Source organism: Micromonospora mirobrigensis (assembly GCF_900091555.1).
GTDB lineage: Bacteria > Actinomycetota > Actinomycetes > Mycobacteriales > Micromonosporaceae > Micromonospora > Micromonospora mirobrigensis.
Genome location: NZ_FMCX01000011.1, coordinates 1 through 20,515, shown reverse-complemented (window position 1 = coordinate 20,515; position 20,515 = coordinate 1). Strand labels below are relative to the sequence as shown.

Sequence of the window (20,515 nt, the reverse complement as noted above, 5' to 3'; positions counted from 1 at the left end):
TGGCCGTGTCAGCCGGCGCGGCTCTTGCTTGGGATGGAGTTCCGGGGTGACCGGGCAGGGTTGGCGGTCTATATGGCCAGCATGCTGTTCGATGCGACGGGCGACCTGCTCAGGCTCAACCCCAACCCCGGGCCGCAGCCTGATGAGATGTTCGCTCGATTCGTCGCTTGGACCGGGCCTGCGGCTCGCTGACGGGCGAGGGGCTCCACTCGCTGAGCCCACCGGAGAGAGCCCGATCACGGCTGCTTATAAGGGGTGCTCATCTGCGGGGATACGTAGGTAGAGGCTTCGACCCCGACCGTGAGCCCAGTCACGATGGTCGTCAAGACCCGCCCGATCGCGCGGATACATAGGCAGGAGGGCTCACTTCCTGCCGGTGAGCCCAGTCACGATCGCCGGTAAGACCCGACCGCTTACGGGGACCTGTAGGTAGAAGGTGTGCTCGCTGCCGGTGACCTCAGTCACGGCATGTCACCGTCCGGCCCTAAGCGGAGGGATTCATAGGTAGGGGCTGCACCCCTCACCGGTGAGCCCAGTCACGATCGCCGCCAAGACTCGCCTGATCACGGGGATCTGTAGGTAGAGGCTTCATCCGCCAGGCCAACGGGCCTGGCTCTTCTTCTTGCCCCTGAGCCGGTATGTCAGGGCCTATCACCCACCCAACCAAGGGGCAGCCGATCAACGGCTGCCCCTTCTTCATGCCCGGATGCGGGCGGAACGGAGGCGGCCAGCAGTGCACGTCATCGACGGCAGGAAGTACCTAGACACCAACGAGACCGCAGAGCGCTTAGGGCTCAGCGCACGCACCCTGATCAACCAGCGGACCGAGCGCCGCTCCCCCATGCGCTACGTCAAGTACCTCGGCAGGGTGCTCTACCCGCTGAGTGAGGTTGAGCGGTACGCCGGGACGGTGGGCCGTTGAGCGAGGAGCTGCGGCGGATCGCCGAGCGGATCGCAGCGGAAGCGCCACCCCTCACTCCCGAGCAGCGAGCCAAGCTGCGCGGACTCTTCACCGGCAAGTAACGAACCACCGAGGAGACATCACCCGTGGATATCGAGATCACCCCCCAAGCCATGGCGGTAGCCGGCATCACCCCTGAGGTCTGGCAGCGCGTCTGCGACCTGACCGGCGACGGCGAGAGCGCTCGGCGCTACCGGGGCGGCTGGGCCCTGCGCCGGCTGCACGCAGCCGAGCACGACGGCGACCAGGAGGTGAGCCAGTGAGCGACGCCATGATCAACCGAGCCCTTGCCATCGCCGATGCCATGGAAGCCGCGCGCGCCGAGCATGCGGAGTGCGTGCGAGCCGCGCGCGAGGCTGAGCGCATCGAGCGCGACCAGGAGCCCGACGAGTCGCCGGATCTCTCCGGCGGGATGGACCCGATGGGCACCGACGATGCCGGTTCCCGCGAGCTTGCCCTGTGGTACCGGAGCATCAGCGGCGCAGCGAGCAGGAGGTGGAGTCAGTGAGTAGGCGACGGAAGCGGCCGACCGGCCGACCGGGGCAGCGGCGAAGTGCGGGCCCGCTGGTGCGAGTGACCGAGGACCAGCTATCCCGTGATCTCGGGGTGCCGGTGACCGAGGTTGAGGAGCACCTACAGACGGCGATCCGGGCCGGCTGGATCGGCCGCCTCGGACCGGGCGTGTTCGTGCTGACCATCCCCGAGGGGGTGCGGCTCGATGAGCGGTAAGCCGGCTCCACACAAGGTGGTATGGGAGAAGGCAGTACTGCGCGGAAGCGGCCTGCCCCTGCCTGCGATCGGCGTGGTGATGGCGCTCGCCTCCTACGGCGATGCTGACGGCAGCAACGTCCGGCCGACGCAGGAGCGGCTTGCCGATGATCTCGGCTGCAACGTGCGGACGGTGCGCAAGTGGCTCGACCTGGCCGAGGAATCCGGCTGGATCAAGAAGACGCGCGAGGGCCGCTCAGGGCTTGCGAGTCTGTACCTGCTGACCATCCCCAACCGGAACGAACGTGCCGGTTCAAGCGAGGGTGCCGGTGAGCCCAGGCGGAGCGTTCGTTCCGGTTCAAGCACGGCCGGACGGGAGATCAGCCGGAACGATCGTTCCGGTTCAACCGGGCTGGACCTGCCAACCGGAACGATCGCGCAGGCCAACCGGAACGAACGTTCCGGCTGCAACCGGAACGAACGCTCCCCCTACCAACACATCACCAACTCAACTACCAACACATCTACTGCTCTACAGGTAGAAGCGAAGCTGCCTGCCTTGTTCGCCAGGCCGAGCCAGTTCCCTGACAACTTCGAGGACTTCATCCCCTCCGAGGATGAAGATCCCTGGGCAGTGGCGATGCAGGCGACGCCGTAGGCCATCGCCACCCGGCACCCTGCTTCGCACTGCGCCGCTGCGGTACGTACCTCTTCGTCAGGTTGCTGGCAGCGGCGAGGAGATGGGGCCCCGGAGGGGCCATCACCAGCAAGGCCAGTAGATGCCGGCCGGAGGCCGGCTCTCACAGCACACCAAGACCAGTAGTAGCCGGCCGGTGGCCGGCTCTCTTCGTATGCCCATCAAGGAGTCATCAACCAGTGGGAACCCTCTCCCGCGCCGACGCTCTCAAGGCTCAGCAACTCGCCGAACAGCGTTACGCCCTAGCCTTCGACACCAAGTTTTCCGCCGCTGCGGATCTCGCCCGCTTGCAGGCGGCGGAGGCCGCCCCTGATCTCATCGCCGCTGCGGTCGAGAGCCTGAGCCGGGCAACGGCTCTGGTCACCGATGCCCGAGCTGCGCTCGACCAGGCCAGCAACGTTCACCGCGTCGCCTGGCGGGGTGCCCGCCCGTGAGCGTCGATCCCATCCTGCCGCCGCTGATCGCTGAAGTGCTCAGGGCTCGCTATCCCGGCATCGACGTCCAGGCGGTCGCGCCTGGGCAAGAGATCCTGCCCCCGGAGTCTCGGCCGGCGATCCGCGTACGCGGACAGCGGGGACCCAGGACGCAAGATGGCGTCATCGCCAGTCGCCTCCTGGTCGTGGCCTTCGGCGAGCGCGAGCCACTGACCCTCTCCCCGGTCGACCTCACTGACGCCGCGTCCGCCATGGTGCTGCCTCCGTTGATGACCGCGCTGCCTGGCGTCGATCTGAGGCTGCGGGAGCGCCGCGCACCAGAGGTGCGGCACAACCGGGGCCGCAAGTTGACCCTCCATCACTGGTGCGCTTCGGCCTCGCTGACGGCCTGAGAAGCCCTCAGAGCACCTGTCGCATTCCACCCCACCCCTACCACCACCTCGCCCTGATCGGCCGCCTGTGGCGCTCTCAGGGCTTGCAACGCATCACGGGCGGCCAGCCGGCCGCCCATCGTCGTATCTGGAAGAAGGTTCATCACCCGTGGCTACCGCCAAGAAGAACACCACCCCCACCCCCGCTGACGCCCTGGCCGAGGCTCACGCCCTGGTCGCTCAGCGGGAGGCCGAGCACGAGCAGGCCGAGAACTCTGCCGCCGAGCTGTTCGCCCGGCTCGACGGTGGCGACGCCTCCGTGACCGGGCTCGACATCGCCACCGCTGAAGCGGAGATCAAGCGCACGGAGCACCTGCTCCGCGTGGCGCGCGGCCGGGTGCCGGCGGCGGAGCGGGCTCTCAAGCTGTACGAGGGTCAGACCAACCCGGTACTCGCCGAGTACCTGCGCGGGATCATCGAAGAGAACCGGTTCAACTTCGGTCTCTTCGGCGTCCCGATCGAGGTTGTGCCGCAGCGGCCGGAGAAGGTGACCGCCCCGGCGGCGTACCTGTACCAGACCGAGGGTGCGGACATGGATTACGAGACGGGCCGGCAGACCGGCTCGGTGTGCCTGCTTGTCGCCGTACCGTCCGAAGGGCTCGACACGATCCGCGAGGCGTGCACCACTGGGATCTACAAGCTCGTGCACTTCGCCGGCCACGCCGAGTTGCGGGACAGCCTGGCCATGGGTTCGGACCACTTCGTCCTGTCGCTGTTCATGAAGGATCTCAAGCCGACCATGCCCGTGATCAGTGAGCGCTCGACCGCCTCGGGCTACGCCCTGGCCGGACAGGTCGCCAGCCTTGCCGCCATCAGGAGCAAGCGATACGTCATCAACCCCCGCACCGACCAGTGGGCCAACATCTACACCATCCGGTCCCACGCCCACGCTGGCGCGGTGCTCTCGCTGACGCGCGACGGAGACATGGTGCGGCGCAAGGTTCAGGTGTCCTTCACCGTTCACGGGATCGACCGCAACATCGACCCCAGCGATCTGGGCCGCTTCGTTGACGGCGCGGTCGAGGACATCAGCGGTGTCTTCTCGGACGGGCTCGGCCGGGTCGAGTCGGCCAAGGTGACCGACCGGGAGTCGACCAAGGTTGGCACCGATGGCCACATGCGGCCCGCGCTGGCCGTCACGGTCGAGCTGGTCCTGATCAGCAAGGCCGCTGGCTGACTGAGGCGACCGGGCAGGGTGCTCTGCGGAGTGCCCTGCCCCATCGCGCTGACCCATGACGATAAGACTCCAGAAGCATCCGCATGCCTGCCGGCTACGGCACTGCACCAAGCCAAGCCGCTCACGCGGCCTCTGCAACGCGCACTACGCCCGATGGCAACGCAACGGCCACCTCGCGCTGATCGTGGGCCAAGAGCCACACGCGGCCGAACCGTGCGTCTGGTGCGGCCTTCCCGTGCCGATCAAGAGCGGCCGAGCATCCCTCTACTGCCGCGAAGCCTGCCGCCACGCCTACAAGCGGCTGAAGCAGCGCGACAAGGCCGTAGGCGCCACCCCTCAACCCGACTAAAGCTGTTCAACGACAGGCGCTCTCCGTGGCTCTCAACGGGCTACGGAGAGCGCCCTAGCTCTGTATGGAGACCAACGCGAGTGAGCGAGACCATCGAGCAACACAACCCCGGGCGCGAGTGCCGACACTGCGGCGGACCGATCCCGCCCAAGCCGGCCGGCAAGCGCGGACCGGCACCCGACTACTGCGGACGAACCTGCCGCAGCAAGGCCAAGCATCGGCGGACGTACGTCCCGACGCCTCGGGCTACGACCAGGCCGAGCCAGCAGACGCACAGGCCGGGTAGCCGCTACGGCGGGCTGAGCCTGGTCGAGCGCGTCGAGGGCAGCGGCGAGCCTCGGGCCCTGTTCCGCTGCGACTGCGGCAACGTCAAGGCGTTGCAGATCAACAACGTCAGCCAAGGCATCACCACCAACTGCGCCGACCGGGTCAACCACCCTGACCCCCGGCGCAAGGACCGGCTGACCTACGACGGCGCACACAACCGCGTGAAGGGCCAGCGAGGCAGCGCCTCGGGCTACCTCTGCCGTTGCGGCAACCAGGCCGAGCAGTGGGCCTACAGCCATGCCGACTTCAGGCAGCGGGCCGACACCGAGGGCCGCGAGACCGGCAGGCCATACAGCACCAACCCTGACCACTACTTGCCGATGTGCCGTGGCTGCCACGCCCGGTACGACAGCACGCATCGCCGGCTGATCGGCGACAGCCTCTCGCCGGTAGGCGTCGCCTACTGGATCATGATCCACCGAGCCGAGGAAGTGACCGGGTGAGGAATCCCGACGACTACAGCCGTGAGCGCGACCAGGTCCGGGCCGAGCGGAACGCTGCGCCCGTGTTCGTCCTCCGGGGCGAGGGCCAAGTGCTCATCCCTCCAGCCGATCCCGAGTGGCACCAGGTCGCACGCGACATGTGGTTAGCCCTGATGGACTCCCCGCAAGCCGGCATCATGACCGGCGTTGACTGGGCGTACGCCCGGTTCTGCTTCGGCGAGCTGAGCGCTTACCTCAACGGCGACTACGCGAGCCGGGGCCGCACCAAGGGCAAGAGCGCCGTAGCGCTGGACACCGTAGATCGGCTGCTGCGCGGCGTGATCATCCCACCGGCTGACCGGCTGCGCCTGCGCGTGGCCATCGAGCCGCCACCCCCGCCGGCTCCGCATGCGCTGACCCTCGACGAGATCGACGCCGCCATCTCCGAGGCGGAAGGCGAGGCGAACCGGTGAACGAACTCGCCTACAAGGTGCTCCGCGACCATGCGGAGGGTTGGTTCAAGCGTGCGCAAGGGCCGAACCTCAACGATGCCGAGAGGGCCGGGTATCTGGCCATGGCTCGCGGCTTCGTGGAGTGGGCCCGGCAGATGCGCGAGCGGAGCGGCTGAGCCGGTCCTGATGGGCCCTAGGCGCACCCGCCTAGGGCCCCCGCGAGGGGTGGAGTTCTAAAGTTCCCTGGGGCTGCGCGCGATCTCCGCTGCTATCACCTGGCGGTCCGGCTTCCCGTTCGCAAGGGGTCATGCCCCCAGGGCTGCCGGTCACCGTCGATTCGGCTGGGCGGGCACTGCTCCGCCGTCGTCATCCGGGTCGTCAACAGGGCGCGTCATGATGTCGAACCCAGACTTGACCAGTGCCTCGACCGCCGCACCCCACTTGTCGATTCCGGCAGTGTGAGACAGCCTGTTGATCTCTTTAACTTGGTACACGTTGTACTGGATGTTGCCGATGACGTTGCTTGCCCGGTCCAACTCTCCCCGGGTTAGCTCCATCTGCTCTTCAACCGTCGCCTTCACACGGCTCTTCTCGGCCTCGGACTGGGCCAACTTCTCACCACTCCTCACCAAGTCGGCGCGCAGTTCTTCGCTCTCCTGCTGCGCCTTGGCGAGGGCTTCCTGAGCCCGCGCTAGCTCAGTTTCCATCCGGCTCATCAGTGCCTCCGCAATCTGCACTGACTTTTCGGCGATGTTGACCCTCTTCTCACCGCGACCGAGCAGGTGGCCAACCAGCGCCGGAAGCAAGGCACCTACCCCCAGCGCAGTGAGAAGACTGATGCCCATAGTGATCTTCTCAGCCGTTGTCACTCTGCCTGCCTTGGTGAAGGTTCGACGTTGATGCGGGGGTCAGGCTATCAACGACGGTGCTCAACCTCTTCCTGCCAGCGCGACGGCCGTACCCTCACTGCGCGGCTATCCCCTCCATCGGAACTCGACGGTGGCCGGGTCGATCTCTTCGCCCCTACGGGGGCGACCCGCCTTGACCGGGTGCAACACCACCTCGACCAAGGCATCGAGGGCTGAGCGCTGCAACGGCATGTCGTCCAGCGTGAGCCAGCGCTGCCCGGCACCAGGACCAGCGAGACCCGCCAGCACGTGACTGCCGCCGCCCTCGGTCAGCCGAGCCTCAACCTCCGTTAGCCGGTCAAGTGCCTTGCGGTTGGCGCGGGCGAACTGGTCGCGCGTCATGTCCCCATCGGCGAGAGCGTCGGCGAGCACATCGAGCCGGGCTCGCAACTCCCCCGCCTCACGTCGCAGCGAGACCAGGTCGGCACCATCCGCCTTCCCGGCGTCGACCAGGTCCGCAGCGTCACTCCGGTCAAGCCGGGCAGCGATCACCCCCCGCACGAAGGCATCAACGGGATCGGCTCGCCGGCTCATGTGGCAGCGCTTGCACTTGTAGATCCGATGCCCCTGCTGGCCATCCTTCCGAGGGTTGGTGTAGTTGACCCCCATCACTGGCTCACCGCTGCGCTGGCCGTCCGTCAGGTCCCCGCATCGGCCGCAGCGGAACAGGTTGCTCCCGAGGTGGCGGACGGCGGAGAAGTTGCCGACGTTGGTGAGCCGGCCAGGGTCGCGCAGCACGGCAACCGATGCTCGCCACACGTCCTCTGTGATCAGTGCTTCCCAGGTACCCGGGACCAGCTTCCGGCTCTCGACCGGCGGACGGGATCGAGCGGATTGCTTGGACCCGAGTGGGGGCATCTCGGCGTACGCCCGGAGGCCGGCGTATAGCGGGTTGAGCAGCATCACCCGCACGTTGTTGTGCCGCCACTCGTTCCCGAGGGTGGTTCGGGCACCTGCCCCGTTGAGCATGCGGGTAACGGAGTTGAGCGAGGCACCCGAGGTGATCAGGGTGAACGCTTGGCGGACCAACTCGCCCTCGGTTGGGTGCTCGACCAGGGTGCCGCCGGTCCGCTCGTATCCGAACGGGCGTGGGCCCGTCATCCACGGCTTGCCCTTCTCCGCTGCCTGCCGGTTGGCACGCCGTTGCCGGTCCGACTTGACCTCGACCTCCGCCCATGCCATCTCGCCAAGCATGCCGGCGACCATCCGGCCGTTGGGGGTAGCCATGTCGATGCCGGGACCGCGTACCGGGGCGATGGACACGCTGTGCTGCCGGCATGCCTCGACTACCCGTAGGCGGTCAGCCGGGCTGCGGTAGAGGCGGTCAGTGTTCCAGCAGACGATCACGTCGATGTCGCGCCGCTCAACGGCAGCCATCAGTGCCTCGAAACCTGGCCGGCGCCGGCCCGTGGTGGCGGACGTGTCGTTGTCGGTGTAGGTCTCGACCAGGGTCCAGCCCTTGACATCGATCAGTGCTCGGCCGTCCTCGCCGTGGCGCTCCACTCCCTCTGCCTCGCCAGTTCGATCCTTCGATATCCGCAGGTAGAGTGCCGCGCGCATAGCTTCCCGCTCCGCTGGTCGACCGATGAAGAGAAGTACGGTAACATGTGTCAGTACGCGCTGCCGTGGTGGGCCACCTTCAGCACGTCGGCCCGGAACGCGCCCGGCGGGGCCCGCTCCAGCAGCGCCTGCTGCTCCTCGGTCTCCGCGTCGCCGGGCAGCAGGATGCTCACCCCGGCCACCGTGGCCCGCATGACGATCGAGTTGTTGTTGGGGTCGGAACGGGTGCCGTGCAGGGCGTACGGCGGGCCCAGCACCGCCAGCTCGACCCCGCCGGCGCGGTACCGCTGCCCGGGCAGGGCCGGCCGCAGCAGCGTGCCGCCCCGGGCCGCCACCGCGGCGACCAGGGCGTGCCCGGTGACGGGCTCCCACCACCGAGGCACCAGCACGGTCGCCACCCGCCGACCGTTGAACACCCCGGCCACCCCACCGATGTGGTCCACGTGGAAGTGGCTGAACACCAGCAACGGGACCTCCCGTACGCCGAGGCGGCGCAGGCAGCCGTCGACCGCGCCCGGCTCCGGTCCGGCGTCGACCACCACCGCCCGCCCCGGCCCGGCCGGGAGCACCAGCGCGTCACCCTGCCCGACCGAGCAGGCCACCACCACCCAGTTCGACGGTGGCCAGCCACCGGCGACCAGGCGTACCGGCAGGGCGCCCAGCACCGCCGCCACGGCGACCACCGCCACCACCCGGCGGACGACCGGCCGGCGGGCGGCCACCAGCAACGCCACGGTCAGCGCGGCGAGCAGCAACGCACCGGGCGTCCCCTCCGGCCAGGGCAGGTTGCCGGCCGGCAGTTGGGCACCGTGCCGGGCCACCGTCACCAGCCACCACGCCGGCCAGCTCGCCAGCCAGGCGGCGAACTCCGCCCCGGCCGGCCAGACCGGGGAGGCCACCGCGGCCACCACACCGAGGATCGTCGCCGGTGCGATGGCGGGCACCACGAGCAGGTTTGCCGGCACGGCCACCAGGCTCACCGTCCCCGAGATGCCGGCCACCACCGGACCGCAGGCCAGTTGGGCCGCCGCCGGCACGGCCAGCGCCTCCGCCAGCCCGACCGGTACGCCCCGACGGCGCAGGCCGTCCCGCCAACCCGGGGCGAGCAGGAGCAGACCGGCCGTGGCCAGCACGGAGAGCGCGAAGCCCGGATCACCGGCCAGGTCCGGGTCGGCGACCACCAGGACGGTCACGGCGGCGGCCAGCGCGGGCAGCGCCGCCCGGGGTCGCCCGACCGCTAGGGCGGCCAACCCGATCGCGCCCATCGTGGCGGCGCGGACGACGCTCGGCGAGGGCCGGACCAGGATCACGAAACCCACCAGCGCGACGCCGCAGAGTGCGGTGGCGAGCCGGGGGCCGGCCCGGGCCCAGCGGGCCAGCAGCAGCACCGCACCCAGGATGATCGCGACGTTGCTGCCGGAGACGGCATTCAGGTGCGTCATCCCGGTGGCCTGGAAGTCCTCCGCGACGGTGGGCGGGAGTCGGCTGACGTCCCCCACCACCAGGCCCGGGAGCAGGCCGCCACGCTCCTCGGGCAGCGGTGCGCAGGCCCGTTGCAGGCCGGCCCGCAGCGCCCCGGCGGCGCGCTGGGGCCAGGACGGCCGGCCCTGCGCGGCCGGTGGGCCGGTCGCGGTCAGCACCAGGGCGGTGAGGTCGCCACCGCGCGGAGCCCCGGTCCGCCCGTGCGCGGTGAGCCGCTGGCCGGGCAGGAGTCCTCGCCAGCCGGGGTGGGTGGCGAGGACCAGCACCCGTACCGACGCCGTGACCCGCCGACCATCCGGGGTGGTGACCGCGCGTAGCTCCGCCGGGACCAGCAGGGTGGCCGGGCGTCCGGTGCCACCCCGCAGCGGACGCGGATCGTCCCGGACCACCAGCTCCGCGGTGACGCCGGTCCGCTCCTGGGCCAGGGCCCGGATCGGAGCGGCATCCCGGGCGGTCAGCCGGGTGGCGGTCACCCCGGCGCCGAGTGCCACGCCGAGCAGGACGGCGAGCGCTGTCCAGCCGTAGCGGCGGACGGTCTCCCGGGGCCGGCCCAGGACGCCGAGCAGGTGGCCGGCGGCCAGGGCGGCGAGCGCGGCGGCGGCACCGGCCAGCAGCGCCGCGGTCACGGCGGCCAGATGCAGCGCGGCGAGGGCCGCCAGCCAGGCCGCCACGGCGAGCCCCGCCAGCCGTAGGTCCGGTGCGTCCGCCCGGGCCGACTCCGGACCGGTCTCCGCCGGCGCCGGTCGCCGGCCACTTCCGCCGCTCACACCGTCACCAGGTCCTTGAGCTGCTCGTACCGGGCGTCGCCGATGCCCTCGACCTGGCGCAGGTCACCGACCGACCGGAACCCGCCCAGCCGGTCGCGCTCGGTGATGATCCGTTGGGCCAGCACCGGCCCGACCCCGGGCAGGGTGTCGAGCTCGGCCAGGGTGGCGGTGTTCAGGTTGACCCGTCCGCCGGTCCCGGGCCCGACTCCGCCCGCAGCCGGGCTGGCCGGGCCGGCCTGTCCGGGTGGGGCAGGTTGTCCGGGCGGGGCAGGTTGTCCCGGTGGGGCGGAGACACCGACCAGGATCAGCTCGCCGTCGCTCACCTTCCGGGCCGGATTGAGCAGTGCCACGTCCACCCCGGGCAGCGCGCCGCCGGCGGCGTCGAGGGCGTCACCGACCCGGGCGCCGGCCGGCACCCGGACCAGGCCGGGGCGGCGAACCTTTCCGGCCACCGCCACCACCAGCTCGGTGGCAGCGGGGGTTGCCTCCGGTGCGCCGTGGCCCGGAGCGGTGGCGGGCTCCGCACCGGTGGAGGCGGCCACGGCCACCGACGGGCGGACCGGTTCGGCCTGCGGCCGGGACCACCACGCCCAGAACGCCGCGCCGAGCACCACCAGGACGGCGACCACCGCCAGTGCCCGCACCCCGCGCCGCCCCGGGTCGAAGGCGCCCGGCCCCGGCAGGCGGGACCGTACCGCGCCCGGCGCGTCATCCCCCACCGGAGCCGACAGCCGGGACCGGACGGCACCCGCTGGAGCGTCGCCGTCCGTCGGACCCGGCAGTCGGGACGGGACGGCACCCGACACGTCGTCCTCCCCCGGACCAGGCAGCCGGGACCGGACGGCACCCGGCAGGGCGTTCCGACCCGATCGCATCGCGGATTCCGGCCCGGCGGCGGGAAACGGCCCCACGGGTGGCGCCGCGGCGGATGGATGGGCACCGTGCGGGACGGGCGGCTTCGGGGGGTCGGCGAGATCCTCCGCCCGCTCCCCGGTCACCTGGAACAGCCGTCGCCGCACCCGCGCCTCCTCGTCGTCTGACACGACGCGACGCTAGGGCGGCCCCGGCCGCCGCTGCCCGTCCGACGCCCTCCCCTGTGGACGGGGCGGTCACCTGTGGACAAGGGCCTGATCATGGCCGGATCTGCTACGGGCGCGCGGCAGCACCACGGGCACAACCGCAGGCGGAGCGCCGGCCGGACGGTCAGCGCGCCTCGGGGTCGAGGCCGAGCACCGCCCGCCCCCCGTCCACGGGCAGGGTCACCCCGTTGACGAAGCTCGCCTCCGTCGACAGCAGGTAGGCAACCGCCGCGGCCACCTCGTCCGCCCCGGCGATCCGGCCCAGCGGATGCAGCCGCGCCAACTCACCGGAGATCCGCTCCGCCTCGGCGGGGTCCTGCCCGGCGAGGAAGGCGGCGTGCCGCTCGGTGTGCACCGAGCCGAGCGCCACCGCGTTCACCCGGATGCCGCGCGACCCGTACTCGACGGCGAGGGCCCGGGTCAGACCCTCCACGGCGGCCTTGGCCGTGGCGTACGGCAGGGCGCCGGGGACCGGCCGGACGGCCTGGTGGGAGGAGACGTTGACGATGGCGCCACCGGTGCCGGCGGCGAGGAACCGGCGTACCGCCGTGGCGGCGCCGGTCACCACGGGGCGTAGGTTCGCCTCGATCAGGGCGAACACCTCGGCGGCCGGGGCGGTGTGCACGGAGGCGTCGCGGAACACGGCGGCGTTGTTGACCCAGCCGGCCAGCGGGGCGGCCCGCTCGGCCCGGTCGGCGGCGGCCGCGGCGACCTGCTCGTCGGCGGCGTCGCCGAGCACCGCCACGATCCGGCCCCCGGCGGGGTGCGCCGGCACCCAGTCCACCGCGACCGGGTCCCGTTCGATCACGACCACGGTGCCGCCGGCCGCGAGCAGGCGTTCCACCACGGCGCGGCCCACTCCCCGACCGCCGCCGGTCACCACATGGGACATCGGTCCGCCTCTCAGCAGCGGGGTGTTAACAAGGGGCCCTTCCTATACCGAATGCGTTAACAGGGGGCCCCTGCTTGCACCTCAGCGGCGGTGGACGACGACGCAGGCGAGGCCGGGGCCGGCATGTGCGGCCACCACCGCGCCCGCCTCGGTGACGTACGTGTCGACCAGCCGGTCGCCGAGCCGCTCGGTCAGCACCTGACGCAGCTGCTGGGCCCGCTCGGGCGCCGCGAGGTGGTGCACGGCCAGGTCGACCGCCCCGTCGCCGGCCGCCTCGACCGCGAGGTCGACCAACCGGGCCACCCCCCGGCTGGCGGTGCGCACCTTGTCCTTGAGCACGATCGCGCCGTCCGGCATGTGCATGATCGGCTTGACCGACAGGGCGGTGCCGAGCAGCGCCGAGGCGGCGTTGATCCGGCCGCCCCGGCGCAGGAACTCCAGGGTGTCGACGTAGAAGTAGATGGTGGTGCGGTCGACGGCGGCCAGCGCCGCGTCGCGTACGCCGGCCAGGTCGGACCCGGCCTCGGCGGCGGCGGCCGCGGCGAGCACCGGGAAGCCGAGCCCCATGCCGGTGGAGCGGCTGTCCACCACCTCGACCCGCCCGTCGAGTTCGGCGGCGGCCAGCCGGGCCGCCTCGACGGTGCCGGAGAGTTCGGCCGACAGGTGCACCGACACCACGCCGTCGGCCCCGGCGTCGAGCAGCTCGCGGTAGGTGTCGGCGAACTGCTCGGGAGCGGGACGGGAGGTGCTCACCGAGACCCGCCGGCCACCGAGCGCCTGGGTGGCGTCGGTCGGGGTGGTCTCCACCCCTTCCAGCCCTTCCGCGCCGTTGAGCACGACGGTCAGCGGGACGACGGTCAGCCGGTGCGTCCGCACCAGCTCGGGCGGCAGGTAGGCGGTGGAGTCGGTGACGACCGCGACGGGCATGCCCGGCACGCTAGCCGATCCGGACCGCGTACGCCCGGGCCGGACGGCTCAGACCGCCTCGGTCGGCGTGCCGCGGGTGATCTGGCCGACATTGTGGGCCCGCAGCTGCCAGCCCCGGGTGTCGTCGTGCCGCAGCTCGGTCCAGTGGCAGTTGGCCAGCGAACCGACGGCGCGCAGCACCGCATGCTCCCAGCCGAGCAGGTGACCGACGCCCTGCCGGGCCGCACCACCGTGGGTGGCCAGCACGATCGTGCCACCGGGGGTGGCGTCCGCGGCGTCCTGGAGCGCGCCGGCGACCCGCTTGCCGAGGTCGTCCAGGGTCTCCAGCCCGGCGCCCGGGTCGGGGTGACCGGCCCGCCACCGGGCGAACTCGTCGGGGAACCGCTCGGCGGCCTCGGTGAGGTGCAGCCCCTGCCACTGCCCGAAGTGCCGCTCCCGCAGCCGGGCGTCGCTGTGGACCGGCAGGCCGGTCAGCGCGGCGAGCGCGGCGGCGGTGTCGGCGGCGCGGCGCAGGTCACTGGCGACGATGGCGTCGGGGCGCAGCGCCGCGAGCAACGGGGCGGCGGCCCGGGCCTGCTCCCGACCGAGGTCGTTGAGGGGTACGTCGGTCTGGCCCTGCACCCGGCTGGTGGCGTTCCACTCGGTGTTGCCGTGCCGCCAGACGATCAGCCGGGTCATTCCGCGCTGGTGGTGCCGGCGGCCGAGTCGGCCAGGTCCCGGTCGACGAACGGGATCTGCGGGCAGTCCTTCCAGAGCCGGTCGAGGGCGTAGAACTCGCGCTCCTCGGTGTGCTGCACGTGGACCACGATGTCGACGTAGTCGAGCAGCACCCAGCGACCGCCCCGCTCGCCCTCGCGGCGGATCGGCTTGGCCTTCTCGGGCAGCTCGAGGAGGCGCTCCTCGATGGCGTCGACGATGGCCAGCACCTGACGCTCGTTGGGTGCGGAGGCGACCAGGAAGGCGTCCGTGATCGCGAGCTGGTCACCCACGTCGATGATGACGATGTCCTGCGCCTTCTTGTCGGCCGCGGCCTGGGCGGCGGCCATCGCCAGCTCGTGAGCGCGTTCGGAAACTGTCACCGTTCTCCTTCGATCAACCGTGCGACCCTCCAAGCGTCTCACACCCGGCGTTGTCACGACTTGTCAGTTCTGGCTGGTTACCAGGGCGAAAGGGGTCATAACGCCCCTACTTCTCCCTGGTAGAGCCGCCGTTTGGCGATGTACTGCACCACACCGTCGGGCACGAGATACCAGACCGGCTCGCCCCGGGCCACCCGCGCGCGGCAGTCGGTCGACGAGATGGCCATCGCCGGCACCTGCACCAGGCTCACCGTGTCCGCGGGCAGGTGCTTGTCGGTCAGCTCGAAACCCGGCCGGGTCACGCCGACGAAGTGGGCCAGCTCGAGGACCTCGTCCAGGTCCTTCCAGGAGAGGATCCGCTCCAGCGCGTCGGCCCCGGTGATGAAGAAGAGCTGCGCCTTCGGGCCGTGTTCGGCGTGCAGGTCGCGCAGGGTGTCGACGGTGTAGGTGGGACCACCCCGGTCGATGTCGACCCGGCTGACCTGGAAGCGCGGGTTGGAGGCGGTCGCGATCACCGTCATCAGGTAGCGGTCCTCGGCCGGACTGACCGGTTCGTCCGCCTTCTGCCACGGCTGACCGGTCGGGACGAAGACGACCTCGTCCAGACCGAACCGGTCGGCCACCTCGCTGGCCGCCACCAGGTGGCCGTGGTGGATCGGGTCGAACGTGCCACCCATGATGCCGATCCGCCGGATGTCTTCCTCCACCCCGCGATCCTAGGCCGGCACCCCACGGGCGGCGCGGGGACGGGCCACCGTCGCCCGCCCCGCGCCACCACCGACCGGGGCGCTCAGGCGCCCGCCCTCGCCATCACGGCCGCTCAGGCGCCCGCCGCGGCGACCGCCGTCCGGGCCACCAGGGCCCGGCGCAGGTCGTCGTCCAGGTCGACGACCCGCCGACGCAGCCCCGGCGTCAGGTCGTCGCGTTCCAGCAGCGCCGCGGCCAGTTCCCGGGTGGGCTGCGCCACGGCGTAGCGGGGGAAGGCCAGGGCCGCCACCCGGTCAGCCACCCACTGGGTACGCAGCCGCGCCGCGGCCGGCATGTCGGCGAAGTACCGCTCGACGTATCCGGCGGTCAACCCGACCTGCTCCGGCTGCCAGAACCCCTCGGCGGTCGCCTCCACCATCCGGTTCGACAGCTCGGTGTTGCTCACGACGATCTCCCAGGCGACCCGCTTGGCCTCGGCGTCGGGCCGGGCGGCCCGGCAACCGGCGGCACGTTCGGCCCCGGTGGCGCTCTGGTCGGCGGCGGCCTCGGCGGCGATCTCCGGTTCACCGGCTGCGCCGAGCACCACGAGCCGGCGCAGCAGCGCCCAGCGCAGCTCGGTGTCGACCGCCAGCCCCTCCGGTACGCCCTCGCCGGCCAGCCAGCCGGCGAGCAGCCCGGTGTCGGTGGTCGCGCCGATCAGTCCCCGGGCCGCGGCGAGTTGCAGGGAGCCGCCCGCCGGGGCGCCCGCCAGCAGCGTCCCGCACGCCCCGGCGATCCGCAGCAGGGCCGCCTCCCGGGCCAGCGGCTCCAGGTAGCGGTCGACGAGGTCGCGGCCGATGGTGAGCACGTCCTCGGTGATGATCACCTCGGTCTCGGCGGGCAGCGCCGCGCCGACCAGCTCGACCAGGCCGGACACCGGTCGTTCCCCGTCCGTCGCCGCGTCCAGCGCCTCCCGCCAGAGCAGCGCGCGGGCCAGCGGGTCGGCGAGACCGGGCAGCAGCGTCGGCACCATCGCCGCCGACGCGGGGTCGAGGCGGATCTTGGCGAAGGTCAGGTCACCGTCGTTGGGCAGCAGCAGCGCGTCCGCCGGCAACCCGGCCAGCTCCGGCAGGACGGTCCGGCCGCCGTCGGCGTCCGGGTCGAGATCGACCTCCAGCCGGTGCGCCTCGCCGGTCGGGGAGTACCGGCCGACGCCGATGCGGTGCGGGCGCAGCACCGGGTGGCCGGGCACCGCCGTCTGTCGTACCGCCACCTCCGTCCAGCGGCCGTCAGCGTCCACCGTCGCCTCGGTGCGCAGCGTGTTGACCTGGGGGCGGCGCAGCCAGCGCTGCGCCCAGTCGGTGAGCTCCCGGCCGCTTGCGCCGGCCAGGCTCTCCAGCAGGTCGGCCAGGGTGGCGTTGCCGAACCGGTGCTTGGCGAAGTGCGCGTTCAGTCCCGCGAGGAAGGCGTCGTCGCCGAGCCAGGCGACCAGCTGGCGCAGCACGCTGGCGCCCTTGGCGTACGAGATGCCGTCGAAGTTGAGCAGGCCCTCGGCGGCGTCGGCGACCTCCTCGGGGGCGACCGGGTGGGTGGACGGACGCTGGTCGGCGGCGTATCCCCAGCCCTTGCGGCGCAGCGCGAAGGTGGTCCAGGCCTGCCCGAAGCGGGTCGCCTCGGCGGTGACCCGGGTGCCCAGGTACTCCGCGAAGGACTCGTTGAGCCACAGGTCGTCCCACCAGCGCATGGTGACCAGGTCGCCGAACCACTGGTGGGCCATCTCGTGGGCGATGGTGGTGGCGCGCAGCTCGCGCTGGGTGTCGGTGACCGCGGACCGGAACAGGTAGTCGTCGCGGAAGGTGACCAGGCCCGGGTTCTCCATCGCACCGGCGTTGAACTCCGGCACGAACGCCTGGTCGTACTTGCCGAACGGGTAGCGCTCGGCGAAGAGCTGGTGGAAGCGGTCGAAGCACTGCCCGGTGACGGTGCGGATCTCGTCGAGGTCGGCGTCCAGGTGCGGGGCGAGCGACCGACGGCAGTAGAACCCGAGCGGGATGCCGTCGTGGATGTCCCGCCGGACGTGCCACGGGCCGGCGATCAGCGAGACGAAGTAGGTGGCCAGCGGTCGCGTGGGGGCGAACTCCCACCGCCCGGGGCGCGGGGTGTCGGCCACCGCGCCGTTGGCGGCCACCGTCCACTCCGGTGGCGCGGTGACGGAGAGCGTGACCGGCGCCTTGAGGTCGGGCTGGTCGAAGGCGGCGAAGATGCCCTGCGCCTCGTCCAGGAACGACATGGCGTAGAGGTAGGTCTCGCCGTCGGCCGGGTCGACGAACCGGTGCAGCCCCTCCCCCGTGTTCGAGTACGCCATCTCGGCCTCGACGGTGAGGGTGTTCTCCGCGGCGAGCCCGGTCAGCGGCAGCCGGTTGCCGGCCAGCGCGGCCGGGTCCAGCCGCTGCCCGTTCAGGCTCACCGACTCCAGTACCGCCGGTCTGAGCTCGACGAACGTCTCCGCGCCGGGGGTGGCCCGGAACCGGATGGTGGTGGTGGAGCGGAACCGCTCGCCGGGACCGGTCAGGTCCAGGTCCACCTGGTAGGACTCGACGGTAATCAACGCGCCACGCGCGGTTGCCTCTACACGGGTCAGGCTCGGCATCCGCTTATCCTGCCCGATGGGGAACGGAGGCGTTCCCGGACGACGCGTGGTGATGGAGGAACGACAATGGGTGCGCACCCCAAGGGCGACTTCGACCTGTCCCGGGCGGTCTGGCAGCGGGCCGAGGGAGACTCCTCCGACAGCGCCGTGGAGGTGGCCTTCGTCGACGACCTGATCGGCATGCGCAACTCCGCCGAGCCGGAGGGGCCGGTGCTGGTCTTCACCCAGGCCGAGTGGGACGCCTTCGTCGCCGGTGCGCAGGACGGCGAGTTCGACCTGGACTGAGCGGCCCGGCCGGGGCGGGTCACCCGTCCCCCTCGCCCCAGCCCAGCCCGCCCGGGCCGGCGGCGTGATGGAAGCCCGGATGCCCGGCCACGTCGGCGCAGCGCTCGCCGTCGGGGCCGACGGCGCCGCAGAAGAGCCGCTCGGCGCGGTGCCAGGCGTCGGCCGGGGAGAGCGCCGCCGCGCCCAGGGCCAGCTCCGGACGGAGCAGGCCGAGCGCCTCGGCGTACGCGACGGCCAGCTCCCGTGCCTGCTCCGGCCCGTCGGCCTCGAAGCCCAGGTGGGCGGTGAAGTGCCGGCGCGGCCGGGGCGTACGCCGGGCGGGGCCGACCAGCGGCGGGTCGGCGGCCGACGATCCGGTGCCGGCGGGCCGGGCGGCGCCGAGCGCCTCCACCACCCGCCGGGTCCGCCAGTACGGTGACCCGTTCTCCCGCATCGACCCCTCGCTCTCCTCGTGACCCGCGGGCCGGCGGCGCCGGCTGCGGAGTCGAGCCAACCAGCTCGCCGGCGTCCTGGGAGGGGCCCGCGCGGGCCCCTCCCCCGCGCGGCGCCGCCGGACGGACGGGATTCAGCGGCCCCGACCTGGGTAGATATGGCCGATCCGGCCGGCCCCGGCCGACCGTCGCCCGCGTCAGGAGAGCCGATGCCGACCCCCGCCGACCGCAGCCCGGACAGTTCCCTGGCCTTCCTGCGCGAGGGGTACCGGTTCATCGGCACCCGCTGCGACCGGTACGGCAGCGACATCTTCACCACCCGGCTGCTGCTCACGCCGACGATCTGCCTGCGCGGCCGGCCGGCGGCGGAGCTCTTCTACGACCCGGAGCGGTTCGTCCGGGCCGGCGCGATGCCGAAGCGGGCGCAGCGGACGCTCACCGGCGTCGGCGGCGTGCAGGGGCTCGACGGTCCGGCGCACGCGGACCGCAAGGCGATGTTCATGTCGCTGATGACCCCGACGGCGGTACGCCGGCTCGGCCAGCTCTTCGCCGACGAGTGGCGGGCCCGGATCGCGGTCTGGGAGGGGTCCGGCGTGGTGGGCCTCTACGACGAGGTGGGCCGGATCCTGACCCGGGCGGTCTGCGCCTGGGCCGGGGTGCCGCTGGCCGAACGGGACGTGGTCCGGCGTACCGACGAGCTGCACGCGATGATCGACGGCCCGGCCGCGCTCGGCCCCCGGCACTGGCGTGGGCTGCTCGCCCGCCGCCGGGGCGAACGCTGGGCCGGGGAGCTGGTACGCCGGGTCCGGTCGGGCGCCCTGCCGGTGCCGGCGGACGCGGCGTTGCGGGTGATCGCCGAGCACCGCGACGCCCGCGGTCGGCAGTTGCCCCGCCGGATCGCCGCGGTGGAGCTGCTGAACGTGCTGCGGCCGACGGTGGCCGTGGACCGGTACGTGGTCTTCGCCGCGCTGGCCCTGCACGACCACCCGCTGTGGCGGCAACGGGTCCGCGCCGGCGACGACGTCACCGAGTGCTTCGTGCAGGAGGTACGCCGGATCTACCCGTTCTTCCCGGTTGCCGCCGCCCGGGTCCGGCGCTCCTTCGACTGGCAGGGGCACCACTTCCCCCGGGGCCGGCGGGTCCTGCTCGACCTCTACGGCACCGACCACCACCCGGACGTCTGGTCGGAGCCGGAGCGGTTCCATCCGGAACGCTTCACCGGCTGGCGCGACGACGCGTACGGCTTCGTGCCGCAGGGCGGCGGGGAGCACCTGGGCGGGCACCGCTGCGCCGGCGAGTGGCTCACCATCGAGCTGATGAAGCAGGCGGTCACCCTGCTCACCACGGCGATGCGCTACGAGGTGCCGCCGCAGGACCTGGCGCTGGACCTGGGCCGGATGCCCACCCTGCCGCCGAGCGGCTTCCAGATCACCGACGTGCGGCGCACCGCCTGACCGGCCCTTCCGGCCGGGCGGTGCGCCGGTGATGCTCCTATGGATGTCAAGGGGTGTTGAGGGCGGTGAAGTCGGTGAGGAGGGCGGCGTGGACCTCGCGGACGACGTATCGCTTGAGGCACCGCATGATCTCTTTCTTGCCGAGGCCCTGTTTGGTGCGTTTCTCAACGTAGGCGCGGGTTCGGGGGTCGTAGCGCATCCGGCTGAGCACGATCGTGTGCAGGGCGTTGTTCGCGGCTCGGTCGCCGCCGCGGTTGAGGCGGTGCCGGTCGATGCGTCCGCTGCTGGCGGGGATCGGGGCGGCGCCGCAGAGGTGGGCCAGGGCCGCTTCGGAACGTAGCCGGTCGGGATTGTCG

24 protein-coding genes and 1 pseudogene are annotated in these 20,515 nt (G+C 72.0%); 13 read left to right on the top strand and 12 right to left on the bottom strand.

Going from position 1 to position 20,515, the window contains the following annotated elements; translation table 11 throughout:
* The first annotated feature begins 733 nt into the window (after positions 1–733).
* The 11 genes from GA0070564_RS26260 to GA0070564_RS29525 all read left to right on the top strand — a co-directional run bounded on the left by GA0070564_RS26260 (position 734) and on the right by GA0070564_RS29525 (position 6,134).
* Positions 734–922, top strand: a complete 189-nt coding sequence (locus tag GA0070564_RS26260; protein WP_091614845.1) for a helix-turn-helix domain-containing protein — start codon at positions 734–736, stop codon at positions 920–922.
* 125 nt (positions 923–1,047) lie between these two features.
* Positions 1,048–1,224 (top strand): hypothetical protein, encoded by a 177-nt coding sequence (locus GA0070564_RS29535; protein WP_176730847.1) that lies wholly within the window; start codon positions 1,048–1,050, stop codon positions 1,222–1,224.
* A complete protein-coding gene (locus tag GA0070564_RS26255; protein WP_091614842.1) occupies positions 1,221–1,469 on the top strand; it encodes a hypothetical protein in 249 nt (82 codons plus the stop codon). Before GA0070564_RS29535 ends, GA0070564_RS26255 begins: the two co-directional genes overlap by 4 nt.
* A gap of 65 nt (positions 1,470–1,534) precedes the next feature.
* A complete protein-coding gene (locus GA0070564_RS29530) occupies positions 1,535–1,690 on the top strand; it encodes a hypothetical protein (RefSeq protein WP_176730846.1) in 156 nt (51 codons plus the stop codon).
* A complete protein-coding gene (locus tag GA0070564_RS26250; RefSeq protein WP_091614839.1) occupies positions 1,680–2,327 on the top strand; it encodes a helix-turn-helix domain-containing protein in 648 nt (215 codons plus the stop codon). Before GA0070564_RS29530 ends, GA0070564_RS26250 begins: the two co-directional genes overlap by 11 nt.
* Before the next feature lie 218 nt (positions 2,328–2,545).
* Positions 2,546–2,800, top strand: coding sequence for a hypothetical protein (locus GA0070564_RS26245; protein ID WP_091614835.1), 255 nt, complete (start codon positions 2,546–2,548; stop codon positions 2,798–2,800).
* Positions 2,797–3,192, top strand: a complete 396-nt coding sequence (locus GA0070564_RS26240) for a hypothetical protein (RefSeq protein WP_091614831.1) — start codon at positions 2,797–2,799, stop codon at positions 3,190–3,192. Before GA0070564_RS26245 ends, GA0070564_RS26240 begins: the two co-directional genes overlap by 4 nt.
* A gap of 148 nt (positions 3,193–3,340) precedes the next feature.
* Positions 3,341–4,408, top strand: coding sequence for a hypothetical protein (locus GA0070564_RS26235; RefSeq protein ID WP_091614828.1), 1,068 nt, complete (start codon positions 3,341–3,343; stop codon positions 4,406–4,408).
* Between the two features lie 429 nt (positions 4,409–4,837).
* Positions 4,838–5,527 carry a hypothetical protein gene (locus tag GA0070564_RS29080; RefSeq protein WP_141714874.1) on the top strand — a complete coding sequence of 230 codons (690 nt, stop codon included), beginning with the start codon at positions 4,838–4,840 and terminating at the stop codon, positions 5,525–5,527.
* On the top strand, positions 5,524–5,979 hold the full coding sequence (locus GA0070564_RS26225) for a phage terminase small subunit (RefSeq protein ID WP_091614821.1): 456 nt from the start codon (positions 5,524–5,526) through the stop codon (positions 5,977–5,979). The genes GA0070564_RS29080 and GA0070564_RS26225 overlap by 4 nt, the downstream gene beginning before the upstream one ends.
* Complete coding sequence (locus GA0070564_RS29525) at positions 5,976–6,134, top strand: hypothetical protein (protein WP_176730845.1); 159 nt, start codon at positions 5,976–5,978, stop codon at positions 6,132–6,134. The genes GA0070564_RS26225 and GA0070564_RS29525 overlap by 4 nt, the downstream gene beginning before the upstream one ends.
* A 150-nt stretch (positions 6,135–6,284) precedes the next feature.
* On the opposite strand, the gene GA0070564_RS26220 is transcribed toward GA0070564_RS29525, so the two are convergent.
* The 10 genes and pseudogenes from GA0070564_RS26220 to pepN form a co-directional block, all read right to left on the bottom strand.
* Positions 6,285–6,803 carry a hypothetical protein gene (locus GA0070564_RS26220; RefSeq protein ID WP_141714873.1) on the bottom strand — a complete coding sequence of 173 codons (519 nt, stop codon included), beginning with the start codon at positions 6,801–6,803 and terminating at the stop codon, positions 6,285–6,287.
* 129 nt (positions 6,804–6,932) lie between these two features.
* Positions 6,933–8,426 (bottom strand): recombinase family protein, encoded by a 1,494-nt coding sequence (locus tag GA0070564_RS26215; RefSeq protein ID WP_091614812.1) that lies wholly within the window; start codon positions 8,424–8,426, stop codon positions 6,933–6,935.
* A 53-nt stretch (positions 8,427–8,479) separates the two neighbouring features.
* Positions 8,480–10,675 (bottom strand): annotated as a pseudogene (locus GA0070564_RS26210) (ComEC/Rec2 family competence protein); the annotation flags it as partial.
* Positions 10,672–11,718: a ComEA family DNA-binding protein gene (locus tag GA0070564_RS26205; protein ID WP_425412541.1), complete on the bottom strand. Its 1,047-nt coding sequence runs from the start codon at positions 11,716–11,718 to the stop codon at positions 10,672–10,674. The gene GA0070564_RS26205 and the pseudogene GA0070564_RS26210, both read right to left, overlap by 4 nt.
* Before the next feature lie 160 nt (positions 11,719–11,878).
* The gene (locus GA0070564_RS26200; RefSeq protein ID WP_091614799.1) at positions 11,879–12,646 is read right to left on the bottom strand and encodes an SDR family NAD(P)-dependent oxidoreductase; all 768 of its coding nucleotides are present in this window, start codon (positions 12,644–12,646) and stop codon (positions 11,879–11,881) included.
* 81 nt (positions 12,647–12,727) lie between these two features.
* On the bottom strand, positions 12,728–13,573 hold the full coding sequence (locus GA0070564_RS26195) for a DegV family protein (protein WP_091614796.1): 846 nt from the start codon (positions 13,571–13,573) through the stop codon (positions 12,728–12,730).
* A 48-nt stretch (positions 13,574–13,621) separates the two neighbouring features.
* Complete coding sequence (locus tag GA0070564_RS26190; protein WP_091614793.1) at positions 13,622–14,251, bottom strand: histidine phosphatase family protein; 630 nt, start codon at positions 14,249–14,251, stop codon at positions 13,622–13,624.
* Positions 14,248–14,652 (bottom strand): ribosome silencing factor, encoded by a 405-nt coding sequence (gene rsfS / locus GA0070564_RS26185; RefSeq protein WP_088972733.1) that lies wholly within the window; start codon positions 14,650–14,652, stop codon positions 14,248–14,250. Before rsfS ends, GA0070564_RS26190 begins: the two co-directional genes overlap by 4 nt.
* 95 nt (positions 14,653–14,747) lie before the next feature.
* The gene (gene nadD / locus GA0070564_RS26180; RefSeq protein ID WP_091614789.1) at positions 14,748–15,359 is read right to left on the bottom strand and encodes a nicotinate-nucleotide adenylyltransferase; all 612 of its coding nucleotides are present in this window, start codon (positions 15,357–15,359) and stop codon (positions 14,748–14,750) included.
* Between the two features lie 113 nt (positions 15,360–15,472).
* Positions 15,473–17,989, bottom strand: a complete 2,517-nt coding sequence (gene pepN, locus GA0070564_RS26175) for an aminopeptidase N (protein ID WP_091614785.1) — start codon at positions 17,987–17,989, stop codon at positions 15,473–15,475.
* 66 nt (positions 17,990–18,055) lie between these two features.
* Between pepN and GA0070564_RS26170 the strand changes: the two genes are divergently transcribed.
* On the top strand, positions 18,056–18,274 hold the full coding sequence (locus GA0070564_RS26170; RefSeq protein WP_091614781.1) for a DUF397 domain-containing protein: 219 nt from the start codon (positions 18,056–18,058) through the stop codon (positions 18,272–18,274).
* Between the two features lie 19 nt (positions 18,275–18,293).
* On the opposite strand, the gene GA0070564_RS26165 is transcribed toward GA0070564_RS26170, so the two are convergent.
* Positions 18,294–18,707: a hypothetical protein gene (locus GA0070564_RS26165; RefSeq protein ID WP_091614778.1), complete on the bottom strand. Its 414-nt coding sequence runs from the start codon at positions 18,705–18,707 to the stop codon at positions 18,294–18,296.
* Positions 18,708–18,914: 207 nt separating this feature from the next.
* Here GA0070564_RS26165 and GA0070564_RS26160 point away from each other — a divergent pair, with 207 nt between their 5' ends.
* Entirely contained in the window at positions 18,915–20,159 is a 1,245-nt protein-coding gene (locus GA0070564_RS26160; RefSeq protein WP_091614773.1) for a cytochrome P450, read from the top strand.
* A gap of 46 nt (positions 20,160–20,205) precedes the next feature.
* On the opposite strand, the gene GA0070564_RS26155 is transcribed toward GA0070564_RS26160, so the two are convergent.
* The coding region (locus tag GA0070564_RS26155; RefSeq protein ID WP_141714872.1) for a transposase at positions 20,206–20,515 on the bottom strand (310 nt) is incomplete at its 5' end.